Here is a 13,974-nt window from a genome sequence, read left to right as displayed (position 1 = left end):
GCGAGGCGACGGGGGCAAGAGTGCATCGCTCCCCGGGGAGAGCGCGACATAAGCCGTCAACCCACTGCGCAGGGAAGGCCGGTTATCGGGCTGCACCTGTGTCTCCCCTGTGAGCGTCTATCCACGCATCATTGCACAGGGGCTCTCGGGTGCCAGCCGGTACCCGGCCTTCCCTGCGCCCTTCCGATTCGAAGGGCGCCAGAAGCGAAGCAAAACCCGGGCGCTGGAGCGCTGCGGGATCGCGATGTCATGTGGGCTGTTTGACAGTTGAAGATGATAAGACCGTGACCAGGCTTCTGGCTGACGTCGGCGAATTGCGGTGAAGTCGAGCCCACGCGACCATATCTCACCGTCACCCTGAGGTGGCCGCTTCTTCAGCGGCCCTCGAAGGGCGACGGCCCGGCTGGCCGCGCGGCCGTTCATCCTTCGAGGCTCGCTACGCGGTGCTCGTGCACCGCGCTGCTCGCACCTCAGGATGACGGGGCAGCCAGAGTGCTCGCTGCAGAACGGGCGGTGTCAAGCAGCGTCGCCTACGGCGCCAGATACCGCATCAGCTCCGGATTGCCCCGCACCGCGCCCGCCTCTCCCTGCAGCGCGACGCGGCCGCGGTCGAGCACGTAGGCGTAGTCGGCGACGCGCAAGGCGAGGTCGAGGTGTTGCTCGACGATGATGACGGCGATTGTCTTGGCGAGCTCGATCAGGCGCTCGGTGATCTCCTCAATGACGCCGATCCAGACGCCTTCGGTCGGCTCGTCCAGCAGCAGCAGCTTTGGATCGCCCAGCATGGCGCGGCCGATCGCCAGCATCTTGCGTTCGCCGCCGGACAGCGTGCCGGCGGGCTGGTCGAGGCGCTGGCCGAGCTTCGGGAAGATGGTCAGCACCTGGTCGACCGCGTCAGCCTTCTTGCTGGCGAGCGAGCCGACGGCGAGATTGTCGCGCACCGACAGGCGCGCGAACACCGAATGCTCCTGCGGCACGTAGCCGATGCCGGCGCGCACGCGCTCCTGCGTGGCGCGGCGGCTGATGTCGCGGCCGTCGAAGGCGACCTCGCCCTTCCACGCCGGCAATTCGCCGACGATGGTCTTCATCAGCGTGGTCTTGCCGGCGCCGTTGCGGCCGAGCACAGCGACGCCGCCGCGCCAGGGAATGCCGAGGGTGACGTCGAACAGCACCTGGCTGCGGCCATAGCCGGCATCGAGATGTCTAATGTCCAAAAATTCAGGCACGGCGCAGATAAATCTCCTGGACGGCGTTGTTGGCCTGGATCTCGGACACCGTGCCTGACGCCAGCACCTTGCCCTGATCGAGCACGGTGAGGCGATCGCAGATGTCGCGGATGAAATCGAGGTCGTGCTCGACGATGACGAGCGAGCAATGCTGCTTGATCGGCTGCAGCAGCTCGCCGGTGACGCGGCGCTCCTCCAGGCTCATGCCGCCGGTCGGCTCGTCGAGCAGCAGCAGTTTCGGCTTGCCGGCGAGCGCCATCGCGATCTCCAACCATTGCTGCTGGCCGTGCGACAGCGCCGCTGCGGCCTCGAAGGCGCGATCCGCGAGGCGGAACTGCGTCAGCATGGTCATGACCTGATCGTGCAGCGCGCCTCTCGTGCGCGAGAACACGAGGTCGACCAGCGAGGACTGCGCCTGCAGCGCGAGCAGGATGTTGTCGTACAGCGTCAGTGACGGCAGCACGGATGTGATCTGGAATTTCAGGCTCATGCCGGCGCGAGCGCGCTCGGTCGGCGTGAAGGCGGTGATGTCGGTATTGACGAACGACACCTTGCCCTGCGTCGGCACCTCGGCGCCGGCGATGCACTTCATCAGCGTGCTCTTGCCGGAGCCGTTCGGGCCGATCAGGCCGTGGAATTCGTTGGCACCGACGGTGAGCGCGGCGCCGTCGAGCGCGGTGAGCTTGCCGAAGATTTTTGTGATGCCGGCGGCTTCAAGGAGCATCGCGATTCTCCTTGACGTTCTCCTTGAGGTCTTCTTTGGCCCTGGCGCCGAAGCTACCCACCCGCTCGCGCTCACCGAGGACGAAACTGATCAGGCCGAGAGGACGGAACAGGATGACGAGCAGCAGCAACAAGCCCAGAATGATCGGCCAGATGTCGCGATAATTGTCCGAGAGCCAGAAGCTGACGCCCTCGACGATGACGGCGCCGATGACGGCGCCGATCAGCGTGCCGGAGCCACCGAACAGCACATAGAGCACCACCTGCGTCGAGACGACGACGCCGACCATGTTGGGCCAGACGAAGCCTTCGTGGAAGGCATAGAGGCTGCCGGCGAGCCCGGCGACTCCGCCGCCGATGGTGAAGATGATCGCCTTCAGATGCTGCGCCTTGTAGCCGAAGAAGGCGATGCGCTGCTCGTTCTCGCGCAGGCCGGCGAGCGCGAGGCCGAATTGCGAGCGCACCAGGAAGCGGCAGAGCAGGTAGACCACGACGAGGATACCGAGGACGAGATAATAGAACGCCGGCCCTTCCGTGAACTCGTAAGTCCCGAGCGACATCGGCGCGATCGAGGGAATGCCGTTCTGGCCGCCGAGATAATACCAGCCGCGCGCGAGGCGATCGGCGGCGTAGGAGCCGGTCAGCGTGCCAAGCGAGACGAAGATCACGCTGGAGGGATGCCGCCCGAGCAGCAGGAAGCCGCCGAGCAGCAGCGCGAAGGTGAGGCCGATGATGGTGCCCGCCGGCAGGACCAGGAAGATGTTGGTGATATCAAGGTCGCGCGCGAGCAGCGCCACGCCATAACCGGCCGAGCCGAAGAACAGGGCCTGGCCGAAGCTCATGATGCCGGCATAGCCCCAGACCAGGTCGAACGACAGCGCGAACAGCGCGAGGATGATCACGCGCGTCGCGAACACCGTGAGATAGTCCTGCAGCACCAGCGGCGCGAGCAGCGCCGCGACCAGCACGACGCCCTCGACGATCGGCAGGATCTTTCGCGCCGACGATCGTTCCGCCGTCCCGCCGCTATCCATGGCGACGTCCGCCTCCCCCCCGATCTCGGCGGGGATCGCCTGTTTCACTGCGCCCATCGACTTCAGCATTCCAAATCAGCATTCCTTGGGATCGACGAGGCCGTTGCTGCGCCCGACGATCTCGTAGTTTCCGCCCTTGGCGACCGCGGTGTACATCTTCATCTTGCAGTGGCGCTTGCCCGGCACCATCTCGGCAGGCCCGCCGGGGCCTTCGGCGATCTTGGCATGGTCGAGCGCGGCGGCGACCGACTCGCGGTCGATCTTGCCAGCCTCCTTCACCGCGGCTTCCCACAGTTTCAGGCCCCGATAGGTGCCGGTGGCGGCGCTGCCGGCGGCGAACAGGAAGTTGCCCGGAAAATCCTTCTCGTAGGCCGCCTGGATTTTGGCGTCGAACGGATTCTCCTTGGTCAAGACCTTGAAATAGTCGAGGCAGCTGGCGAGCCCCTCGATCTCCGCGGCCTGATTGATGTTGAGCGTGTTCTCGTCATAGTAGACGCAGGCGAGCCGCCCGCCGTTCTTGAGGAAGCCCGCTTCATAGAGCTGCTTGAAGAACGGGCCGACGCCCGGCGGGATCACGGTGTTGAAGACCACGTCGACCTTGTTGGAGATGATGCGATTGACGGTCGCGGAGAAGTCGACCTGGTCGAGCGGGTAGTATTCCTCGAACACGACCTCGCCGCCATTCGCTTCGATCACCTTGCGGGCATAGACGTTGAGCGTGTGCGGCCAGACATAATTGGCGCTCGGCAACGCGAACTTCTTGCCGCCGTTCTTGATCAGCCAGGGGATGAATTCGTCGCATTGCTGCGCCGGCGTCGGCCCGGTGCAGAACAGATAGGGCGTGCACTCCTTGCCCTCGTAGAGCTGCGGATAGATGTAGAGCGTCTTGCCGCGCGCCACGATCGGGTCCTTGATCGCGTTGCGCATCGAGGAGGTGATGCCGCCCAGGACCATGTCGACCTTGTCGCGCTGGATCAGCTTGCGGACGTTGCCGACGGCGACGGATTCGTTGGAGGCGGTGTCCTCGATATAGAGCTCGAGCGGACGGCCGAGCAGGCCGCCGCCGGCGTTGATCTCCTTGATCACCATCTTGGCGACGTTGGCGTCGGCGTTGCCGGCATAGGCGATCGGGCCGGTGAGGTCGGTCGCGATGCCGACCTTGATCGGAGCCTCTGCGGCATTGGCCCAGTCGGCCGGGATCACCCAGCTTCCGACCCCGGTTGCGACCGCGCCGGAGGCAAAGGCGAAATTGGAGAGGAAGCGGCGACGTGAGAGCTGAGTGCGATCGAACATGACTAAACCCCTTTTCCAGCGATGAGGCCCTGCGGGCGGAATTTGATGAAGACAATGGCGAGCACGAAGACGAGGACGTCGGCGACGACGGGCGCCATCACCCAGGGCAGCGCGGCGCTGAGCGTGCCGATGACACCGGCGCCCGCGACCGGCCCGATGAAGGAGCCGACGCCGCCGACCATGACCGCGACGAAACCCTGGATCAGGAAACGCAGGCCGAGATCGGCGTAGAGGCTGAACACCGGGACGATCAGCGCGCCGGCAAGGCCGGCGAGCGCGGAGCCGAACGCGAAGGTGGCGCCGTACATCAGGGGCGTGGAAATGCCCGAGGCTCGCGCCAGCGATGGATTCTCCAGCGTGGCGCGCATGCGCAGGCCAAAGTTGGTGCGCGACAGCAGCAGATAGCAGCCGGCCATCACCAGGAGCGTGATGACGATGATGGTGAAGCGCCAGGCCGAGATGTGCATGGCGCCGATGTCGATCGAGCCGCCGATCGGCTCGGGCACGGTGAGATAAAAGCCGCCGATCAGCCCGCGCACGGATTCGCGGATGATCAGGCCGAGCGCGTAGGTGCCGAGCATGGCGACGATCGGCGCGGCGTAGAATCTGCGGATGATCAGCGCCTCCAGCACGAAGCCGAGCGCGCCGACGACGAAGGGCGCCGCGATCATGCCGGCCCAGATCGGCAGGCCCTTGGCGTAGGCGAGATAGGTGATGTAGGCCCCGAGCAGGACGAACTCGCCCTGCGCGAAGTTGAAGATGCCCATCATGCTGGCGATGATCCCGAGCCCCAGCACGATCAGAACGATGATCGCGCCGAAGCTCAGGATCTCGAACGCCGCGACGAACGCGTTAGCCATAGGGTGGTCTTCCGTCCGTCTGCATCAATGCCCGCTCACATCTTCTTCCAGTCGCCGATCTGCTCGAAGGCGTGGGCGGCGCGGTAGATGGTGGATTCCTCGAACATCCGGCCGACCAGCATCAGGCCGACCGGCAGGCCGTCGACCATGCCGCAGGGCAGCGACATCGCGGGATGATGGGTGATGTCGAACGGCGCGGTGTTGGAGATCATCTCCAGGGCGCGGGCAACGTATTCCTCGCGGCTGGCATTGGGCTCCGGCAGCTTGGTCGCCTTCATCGGCGTGGTCGGCATCAGCAGCAGATCGTAATCGCCGAACGCCTTGTCGTAGGCCGCGGTCAGCCGGCGCGAGATGTTGAGTGCCTTGCCGTAGAAGCGTGGACCGAAATTGTTGTTGATGTAGGTGCCGAGCATCATGAACAATTTCGTGGTCTCCGACAGCGAATCGGCCTGGCGGCGCCAGCCGCGATGGAAATCCATCAGCGAGGTCGAATAGAGATCGCCGCGGGACAGGCCATAGCCGTCGCCGAACATCATGGTCTGGGTCAGGCCTTCGGTGCCGATCGGCGTCCAGATCGCGCCGCCCAGCAGATGCATCGGGATCGACACCGTCTCGACGGTGGCGCCGAGATCCTTGAAGCGTTTCGCCGCCTCGCGCACGCTTTCATTCACCGCGGCCTCGGCCGTCGGCTGTTCAAAGCCTTCCTTGACGATGCCGATTTTCATGCCCTTGACGCCCTGGCCGAGCGCCTTGGTGTATTCCTCGACCTTCGGCGACTTGATGCGCGGATCGTAGCCGTCGTCGCCGGCGAGCACTTCGAGCAGCAGTGCGTTGTCGGCGACCGTCGCCGTCATCGGCCCGGTATGGTCGACATAGATCTCGATCGGCATGATGCCGGTGTAGGGGACGAGGCCCCAGGTCGGCTTCATGCCGTAGATGCCGCAGAACGAGGACGGCATGCGGATCGAGCCGCCCTGATCGCCGCCGATCGCCATGTCGACCTCGCCGAGCGCGACCACGACGCCCGAGCCCGACGACGACCCGCCGGCCGAGTAACCCATCTTGTGCGGATTATGCACCGGCCCGTAGGAACCGGTGTGGCTGCCGCCGGAGAGGCAGAAGTGCTCGCAATGCACCTTGCCGGCGATCTCGGCGCCGGCATCCAGCATGCGCGTGACGATGGTGGCGTCGAAATCGGGCACATAGCCTTCCAGCGTCGACGAGCCGTTCGTCATGGGAACGCCGGCCAGCATGATGTTGTCTTTCAGCGCGACGGTCTTGCCCTTGAGCTTGCCGCTGGCGGCGCCCTTCACGGTCGACTTGCGATACCAGGCATTGCGCGGGTTCTCTTCAGCCGAGGGCCGATAGCCCGGGGTGCGCGGATATTTCACCTCGGGCAGTTCGTCCGGCATCGCGGCGACGAGATTGTAGGCCTCGATCGAGCCCTGCATCAGGCCACGGAACGAGGTGACGTCGTCATCGGTGAGCGAAAGGCCGCATTGCTCGGCGACACTGCGAAGTTGGGCGGGGGTGGGAAGGACAACTGTCACGGCGCTCTCCTCTGAGGCTTCTTGATCCCTGGCTTTTGGACGGACGCCTCGCGGTCGCGCCTGCACAAGCGCGGGCCGTTCGGCTACCGTGTCGATATTACAGACGGAAATATTTTCCTTTTCAAGTATTATTTCGCAAAGCCGCTGCGACGTATCAACAGCCGCCCTTCAAAGCGTCTTGATGATCTTGAAGTCGAGACCGTCGGCTTCAGCGAGGTACATCGGCATCTCGGCGCGCCCGTCGCGAAGAACCACGGGACCGCGGCCCGCCGAGTAAACGGTGTTGCGTGCGGCCTTCAGCAGCGGACGAAAGGCCAGCGAGCCGGCACGGTTGGCCACCGACTCCAGGAACCGCAGCCCTTCATAGTTCGATTGGCCGACCGAGCCGACCGGCGGCGCGTGCGGGCCGAACATGGCCTGGTAGCCGCTGAGGAACTCGTCATTGGCACGCGAGGCCATGCAGTTGAAATAGCCGGAGGCGCAGAACAAATTCTCGGTGTTGTCGGCACCGATGCCGAGCAGCACGGTCTCGTCCATCGCGCCGGCAAGTCGCAGCGTCGACGTCGCAAGGCTGGCTTCCGCGAAGGCGCGGTTGAAAGTGATGCTGTCGGTGCCGATCAGCGAGATCAGCACGACATCGGGCTTGGCTGCGCGGATGCGCGCCAGATGCGGCTCGTGATTGTCCTCGCCGACCGGGACGAACTCCTCGCCGACGACCTGGCCGCCGGCCTCCTTGATGTAGCGCTTCACCGCGCGATGCGACTGCCAGGGCCAGACATAGTCGCTGCCGATCAGGTACCAGCGCGCCGCCTTCTTGACGTCGGCGAGCCAGTGGATCGAGGGACGGCTCTGCCAGCGCGGCGTCTCGCCGATCGCCATCACGCCCGGCGTGCGCTCGCCGCCTTCATAGACGGGAGTGTAGATGTAGGGGATGCGGTTGCCGGTGACCTTGCGCAGGGCAACACGGACGGCGCTGATATGCGAGCCCATGATCAGGTCGACCTCGTCGAAGGCGATGGCCTGCTCGGCGCGCCGCACGACGTCTTCGATCGGGCCGCCGGAATCGTAGATCGAGAGTTCGAGCTCGCGCCCCAATATGCCGCCGCGCTTGTTGATCTCGGCGACCGCCAGCATGGCGCTGTTGGTGGAGGTCGGGCCCCAGATTCCGGGCGAGCCGGTGAAAGTGAGGAAATTGCCGATGCGCAGCTTGTTGCGGGCGCCGCGGCGTTTCATGACGTGGATGTCAAATGGCGATAGGTCGAAATCCGCTGCCGCGGACGACAGATTCCTGAACAGCAAAGACGGTGGCAACGCCGGACCGCCATGAGCCGGGAAGTTTACCGTCGCGCGCACGCCAACTCCTGTCTGGCACCAGACCTGAAAGCACATTGAGCAGGCGGCCGCGGCTTCCGCCCTTTTGTTGTGCAATGATCCTATTTTGAAAATATTGAATATTCAAGAATTGAAGTGCATATAGATGCAGCATTGATTGCAAGACATTCACTCAATTGGGTCAAGACGAAGTCTTAGCCGTGGCAAAACCGTCGAAAGAAAACACCCCGATCACCGAACACCTCGCTTACCTGCTCGCGCAAGCTAACCGGGAGATCAACCGGCAGCTCGAACTGCGGTTGAGCAAGGAAGGCGTGCCGGTCGAGCAGTGGCGCATCCTCAAGGTGCTGTCGGATGGCAACGGCCATTCGATGGGCGAGCTTGCGGGCGCCGTGCTGCTCAACCATCCGACGCTGACCAAGATGATCGACCGCATGGTCTCCGACACGCTGGTCTATCGCGTGCAGGACCCGGGCGACCGCCGCAAGGTGCTGATGTTCATCTCCGACCGCGGCAAGGTGCTGTGCAAGAAGCTCAACTCGCTCGCGGTCGACCAGGAGGAGCACATCCTGGAGAGCTACGGCGACAAATCGACGAGCGAATTGAAGCGGCTGCTGGAGAGCTTGATCGATAGTTCGAATTAGACCTCGTGAATTGGAGCGTAGGCGCCTTGCGGAGCCGACACACTCGTCTGCCATTCAATGCATGGAGAGGACCTCCATGAAAAGCACGCGCGCTGGTCACGCCGGCTTGGTGGCGCTCACAGAGCGCATCCGGGCCTTATTCAATTCTCAAGGCTCGCCCTTGAGTCCAGGCGGAATGAGCAGGCGCCGCATGATTGCATCATCGCCAGCACGAGAGGCGATAGCGTTGGCCGTTCCATGTCGTCCAGCCCACGGACTTGTTGCTGACCGGTTTGGCTAGATACCATTTATTGCCATCGGCATGGTTGAAGTATACGCCGCCCTGCGTTCCGCTGCGTGGATTTGTTAACTTCACCCATCGCGAGCCATTATCTGAGAAGTTGCCTGCCCAGCGTGCTCCCGAGCTGCTGGTGCAAGTGCCGCCGCTGCAGCTTGTCTGACTGTCATCAACGGCGGCCCATTTCATCCGGGCCGGCCGGCCGTCTATGTTGCACGACCATGTTCCGCCCCACCATCCGCCCACTTGGCTCGCAGGTGCGGAATCGCAAGCGTAGAAACTCAGGGCAAGAACACAAAAGGTGGTTGGCAGCGCGCGTTTGGACATTGTCTGGCTCCCAATTTTCGGGCCGCGTATTGTGATTCAATCAAAACACGGATCGAGCTCGGTAGAGGTGATCCAGATCACAATGAGCAGTGGCAAAAGATTGGATGATCTACCCGCAGGTGTTCTCCGAGACACGATGCCGCGCTTTGACCATCGGCTTTCGGGCTTCAGCTGCGCGGCCGGGGGAGCGAGTGGCCGCCGACAATCTGCAGCAACAGCACTCGGAAGTGATCACAGGAACAGGCGCCGCAAGGTCACGCGCATGCAACAGCGCGATGCTTCTCGCCTGTTCGCTCAGCATCGGGGCCGGTTGCCAGGTGGCCAAAGCGTGCTCAGCCGCGCGTGACGGATGCCAGACCGCCTGACAAATGTAAGCCAGCCATCCTCGATGACGTGGGCCTACCATTCGTGATGCGCCCTAAAGATCAGCAGGCACCATATGGATCGGAAGCATTTCAACCCCTCGCGAACTCGTAGGCCAATACAGCACCGCGAGTTCGCTGGGTCTTGAGATCATCGATCAAGCATACCGCCCGTGGCAGTGCTTGTACTTCTTGCCTGAGCCGCAGGGGCAGTCCTCGTTGCGGCCGACCTTGCCCCAGCTTGCCGGGTTCTTCGGATCGCGCAGCGCGGCGTCGGAGGTCTGGGCGCCGAGCGTGACGCTGGCGAGCGCCATTTCGTCCTCGCCGGTGTTCGGATCGAACTTGTGCGCCTCCATCGGCGGCAGCACGGGCGCTTCCTGCTCGGGCGGGACGATCTCGACCCGCATCAGCTGCGCCGTGACCGCCTCGCGCAAGTGAGCACTCATCTCCTGGAAGAGATTGAAGGCTTCGGTCTTGTACTCCTGCAGGGGATCGCGCTGGCCGTAACCGCGCAGGCCAATGACCTGGCGCAGATGGTCGAGCATGATCAGATGCTCGCGCCAGAGATGGTCGAGCGTCTGCAGCAGGATGGTCTTCTCGACGTAACGCATCACGTCGGGACCCCATTGCGCCACCTTGGCCGCCATGTGCTCGTCGGCCTTGGTCTCGATGCGCGTCAGCAGCTCCTCGTCGGCGATGCCCTCTTCCTTGGCCCAGTCGTCGACCGGCAGGTCGAGATCGAGCACGCGCTTCAATTCGTCCTTCAGGCCGGCGACGTCCCACTGCTCGGCATAGGCATGCTCGGGCACGTGCTTGGCGACGAGGTCGTCGATGAAGGCGTGGCGCATGTCGGTGACGGTCTCGGCGACGCTCTCGTCCTTCATCAGGTCGACGCGCTGGTCGAAGATCACCTTGCGCTGGTCGTTCTGGACGTTGTCGAACTTCAAGAGATTCTTGCGGATGTCGAAGTTGCGCGCCTCGACCTTCTGCTGCGCCTTCTCGAGCGCCTTGTTGATCCAGGGATGGATGATGGCCTCGCCCTCTTGCAGGCCGAGACGCTGGAGCATGCTGTCGAGGCGATCCGAGCCGAAGATGCGCATCAGATCGTCTTCCAGCGACAGGAAGAATTTCGAGCGGCCGGGATCGCCCTGACGGCCGGAACGGCCGCGCAGCTGATTGTCGATACGGCGGGATTCGTGGCGCTCGGAGCCCATGATGTAGAGGCCGCCGGGCTTGGTCACGGTCTTGGCGGGCTTGTTGCCCTTCGCCGGCTCGATCTCGACGATCTCTTCCGCCTTCAGCACGATCTCGCGGAAGCGCTCGACGTCGGCCTTGATCTGCTCGATCTTCCTGGCCTTCTCGGCCTCGTCCTCGATGCCCGCGGTCTCCTTCGGGATGCGCATCTCGAGCGAGCCGCCGAGCTTGATGTCGGTACCGCGGCCGGCCATGTTGGTCGCGATCGTGATCGCGCCGGGCACGCCGGCTTCCGCGACGATATAAGCTTCCTGCTCGTGGAAGCGCGCATTCAGCACCGCGAACAGTTTCGCCGGCTTGCCGGCGCGGGCGGCAGCGTAAAGCTTGTCGAGCGCGTTCTCCTTGCCGAAATCGATCTGCTTGTAGCCGTTCTGCTTCAGAAACTCGGCCAGCACTTCCGACTTCTCGATCGACGCCGTGCCGACCAGCACCGGCTGGAGCCGCGAATTGGCCCGCTCGATCTCGGCGAGAATGGCCGCGTATTTTTCCTTGTGGGTGCGATAAACCTCGTCGTCCTCGTCGAGGCGGCCGATCGGCACGTTGGTCGGGATCTCAACGACTTCGAGCTTGTAGATGTCGAAGAGCTCGTCGGCTTCGGTCAACGCCGTGCCGGTCATGCCGGCGAGCTTCTCGTACATCCGGAAATAGTTCTGGAACGTGATCGAGGCCAGGGTCTGGTTTTCCGGCTGAACCTGCACGTGCTCCTTGGCTTCCAGCGCCTGGTGCAGACCTTCGGAATAGCGGCGGCCCTGCATCATGCGTCCGGTGAACTCGTCGATGATGACGACCTCGTCGTCGCGCACGATGTAGTCCTTGTCGCGCGTGAACAGCGTGTGCGCGCGCAGCGCCTGGTTGATGTGGTGCACGACGGAGACGTTCTCGACGTCGTAGAGCGACTCGCCCTTGAGCTGGCCGGCATCGCGCAGCAGGGTCTCGATCTTCTCCATGCCGGCTTCGGTCAGCGTCACCGTGCGCTGCTTCTCGTCGACCTCGTAGTCGGTCTTGTCGAGCTTGGGCAGGAAGCCGTCGATGGTGTTGTAGAAATCGGAGCGGTCGTCGAGCGGACCGGAGATGATCAGCGGCGTGCGCGCTTCGTCGATCAGGATGGAATCGACCTCGTCGACGATGGCGAAGAAGTGCGGGCGCTGGACCATGTCCTCGAGCCGGTACTTCATGTTGTCGCGCAGATAGTCGAAGCCGTATTCGTTGTTGGTGCCGTAGGTGATGTCGCAGGCATAGGCCGCCTTGCGCTCGGCATCGTCGAGGCCGTGCACGATCACGCCGGTGGTCATGCCGAGGAAGCCGTAGATCTGGCCCATCCAGCCGGAGTCGCGGCGGGCGAGGTAATCGTTGACGGTGACGACGTGGACGCCCTTGCCGGCGAGCGCATTGAGGTAGACCGCGAGGGTCGCGACCAGCGTCTTGCCTTCGCCGGTCTTCATCTCGGCGATGTCGCCCTCATGCAGCACCATGCCGCCGATCAGCTGGACATCGAAATGGCGCTGGCCGAGCGTGCGCTTGGCGGCCTCGCGCACGGTGGCGAAGGCGGGGACCAGCAGGTCGTCCAGCGTCTTGCCCTCGGCGAGCTGTTTCTTGAAGTCGGCGGTGCGGGCCTTGAGCGCCTCGTCGGAGAGCTTCGAGACCTCTCCTTCCAGCGCGTTGATCGCGTTGACGCGGGACTGATATCCCTTCACCCGCCGGTCGTTGGCGGAGCCGAAAAACTTGCGGGCGAGCGCGCCGATCATGCCTGGTTCCTGTGTTCGCGATTCAACCGCGTTGACCTAAGAAGTTGTCACCCGCCTGCCTATCAACTCACCGTGACGCCTCGTGGCGTCAGAGCCCGGACTGCGGGGGTCATCCGCCATATGGGTGGGAATTGGGCAAGTCTGGGTTCAACGGCCAAAAACGCAGCAAAATAAACGCCATCGCCATGGTCGCGACCGGGCAGAGATATGGCCCGGTCAGGGCCTTGTCAACGGCGGGCGCATTGCGGCTAATTCATCATTTTGACAGACTTTTCGCGTTGCCAAGCCCCCCTGTATTGGGCGAGTGTCCGCCCCGCTCGAGCAGCCCCCTGCTTCAACATAAGGATTTTCCATGACCACCTCGTTCCCGGTAACCACCGGCCAGCGTTTCCGCAGTGCGTCCGCCCTGGCTGGCAGCCTCGCTCTGGCGCTGTCCCTGGCGTTCGCAGGCCCGCTCCGGGCCGCCGACGATCCGGTGCTGGCGAAGGTCAATGGCGCGGAAATCAAGAAGAGCGACGTCGCCATGGCCGAGGAGGAGCTCGGGCCGAGCCTCGCCCAGATGGACCCGGCGACCAAGGACGAGAACGTCCTGTCCTTCCTGATCGACATGAAAATCGTCAGCAAGGCTGCCGAGGACAAGAAGGTTGCCGATAGCGAGGAATTCAAGAAGCGCCTGGCATTCGCCCGCAACCGGCTTCTGATGGACAGCCTGCTCGCGGGCGAGGGCAAGGCCGCCACCACCCCCGACGCCATGAAGAAGGTCTATGAAGAGGCCTCCAAGCAGATCACCGGCGAGCAGGAAGTGCGCGCCCGCCATATCCTGGTCGAGACCGAGGACGAGGCCAAGGCGGTGAAGGCCGAGCTCGACAAGGGCGCCGATTTCGCCGAGCTGGCCAAGAAGAAGTCCAAGGATCCGGGCTCGGCCGACGGCGGCGATCTCGGCTTCTTCACCAAGGAGCAGATGGTGCCGGAATTCTCGGCGATCGCCTTCGCGCTCGAGCCCGGCAAGATCTCCGACCCCGTCAAGTCGCAGTTCGGCTGGCACGTCATCAAGGTCGAGGAAAAGCGCAACCGCAAGGCGCCGGACTTCGAGCAGGTCAAGGCCCAGATCGAGCAGTACGTCACCCGCAAGGCCCAGGCCGACTACGTCGCCAAGCTTCGCGCCGAAGCCAAGGTCGAGCGGCTGGACCAGCCGGCGGCGGACGCCAAGCCGGCGGATGCGGCGAAGCCCTCCGACAGCAAGATGGCGCCCCCTGCAAAGAAGTAAGAATTCGCTGTCACTTCGGTGACGTGAAGAGTATCTAAGCCTTTGTGATGCCCGGCCCCAAGCGCGAAGCGCGTCTTCGC

12 protein-coding genes are annotated in these 13,974 nt (G+C 63.7%); 2 read left to right on the top strand and 10 right to left on the bottom strand.

Translation table 11 applies throughout. The features are described 5' to 3' along the window. Positions 1 to 530 precede the first annotated feature (530 nt). The 8 genes from GGD65_RS31790 to GGD65_RS40465 form a co-directional block, all read right to left on the bottom strand. The gene (locus GGD65_RS31790; RefSeq protein ID WP_183237833.1) at positions 531 to 1,226 is read right to left on the bottom strand and encodes an ABC transporter ATP-binding protein; all 696 of its coding nucleotides are present in this window, start codon (positions 1,224 to 1,226) and stop codon (positions 531 to 533) included. Continuing rightward, positions 1,219 to 1,950, bottom strand: a complete 732-nt coding sequence (locus GGD65_RS31785; RefSeq protein ID WP_183237832.1) for an ABC transporter ATP-binding protein — start codon at positions 1,948 to 1,950, stop codon at positions 1,219 to 1,221. The genes GGD65_RS31790 and GGD65_RS31785 overlap by 8 nt, the downstream gene beginning before the upstream one ends. Then, a complete protein-coding gene (locus GGD65_RS31780; RefSeq protein ID WP_183237831.1) occupies positions 1,940 to 3,052 on the bottom strand; it encodes a branched-chain amino acid ABC transporter permease in 1,113 nt (370 codons plus the stop codon). Before GGD65_RS31780 ends, GGD65_RS31785 begins: the two co-directional genes overlap by 11 nt. 6 nt (positions 3,053 to 3,058) lie before the next feature. Further along, positions 3,059 to 4,276 (bottom strand): substrate-binding protein, encoded by a 1,218-nt coding sequence (locus GGD65_RS31775; RefSeq protein ID WP_183237830.1) that lies wholly within the window; start codon positions 4,274 to 4,276, stop codon positions 3,059 to 3,061. A gap of 2 nt (positions 4,277 to 4,278) precedes the next feature. Then, positions 4,279 to 5,136: a branched-chain amino acid ABC transporter permease gene (locus tag GGD65_RS31770; RefSeq protein WP_179732185.1), complete on the bottom strand. Its 858-nt coding sequence runs from the start codon at positions 5,134 to 5,136 to the stop codon at positions 4,279 to 4,281. A gap of 35 nt (positions 5,137 to 5,171) precedes the next feature. After that, positions 5,172 to 6,686, bottom strand: a complete 1,515-nt coding sequence (locus tag GGD65_RS31765) for an amidase (RefSeq protein WP_179732187.1) — start codon at positions 6,684 to 6,686, stop codon at positions 5,172 to 5,174. 168 nt (positions 6,687 to 6,854) lie between these two features. After that, complete coding sequence (locus tag GGD65_RS31760; RefSeq protein ID WP_183237829.1) at positions 6,855 to 8,039, bottom strand: substrate-binding domain-containing protein; 1,185 nt, start codon at positions 8,037 to 8,039, stop codon at positions 6,855 to 6,857. Beyond that, on the bottom strand, positions 7,930 to 8,181 hold the full coding sequence (locus GGD65_RS40465; protein WP_179731495.1) for a hypothetical protein: 252 nt from the start codon (positions 8,179 to 8,181) through the stop codon (positions 7,930 to 7,932). The genes GGD65_RS31760 and GGD65_RS40465 overlap by 110 nt, the downstream gene beginning before the upstream one ends. 37 nt (positions 8,182 to 8,218) lie before the next feature. Between GGD65_RS40465 and GGD65_RS31750 the strand changes: the two genes are divergently transcribed. Continuing rightward, entirely contained in the window at positions 8,219 to 8,662 is a 444-nt protein-coding gene (locus GGD65_RS31750) for a MarR family winged helix-turn-helix transcriptional regulator (RefSeq protein WP_018320557.1), read from the top strand. A 199-nt stretch (positions 8,663 to 8,861) separates the two neighbouring features. Here the strand turns inward: GGD65_RS31750 and GGD65_RS41235 are convergent, their stop codons facing one another. Further along, the gene (locus tag GGD65_RS41235) at positions 8,862 to 9,266 is read right to left on the bottom strand and encodes a DUF6006 family protein (RefSeq protein ID WP_409333982.1); all 405 of its coding nucleotides are present in this window, start codon (positions 9,264 to 9,266) and stop codon (positions 8,862 to 8,864) included. A gap of 520 nt (positions 9,267 to 9,786) precedes the next feature. After that, complete coding sequence (secA, locus tag GGD65_RS31745) at positions 9,787 to 12,627, bottom strand: preprotein translocase subunit SecA (RefSeq protein ID WP_092261323.1); 2,841 nt, start codon at positions 12,625 to 12,627, stop codon at positions 9,787 to 9,789. Positions 12,628 to 12,979: 352 nt separating this feature from the next. Here secA and GGD65_RS31740 point away from each other — a divergent pair, with 352 nt between their 5' ends. After that, on the top strand, positions 12,980 to 13,894 hold the full coding sequence (locus tag GGD65_RS31740) for a peptidylprolyl isomerase (protein WP_092261324.1): 915 nt from the start codon (positions 12,980 to 12,982) through the stop codon (positions 13,892 to 13,894). Positions 13,895 to 13,974 lie beyond the last annotated feature (80 nt).

This window comes from Bradyrhizobium sp. CIR18 (assembly GCF_014198295.1).
Lineage (GTDB): Bacteria > Pseudomonadota > Alphaproteobacteria > Rhizobiales > Xanthobacteraceae > Bradyrhizobium.
Note: the sequence above shows the minus strand (reverse complement) of the source record. Positions and strands in the feature narration are given on the sequence as shown.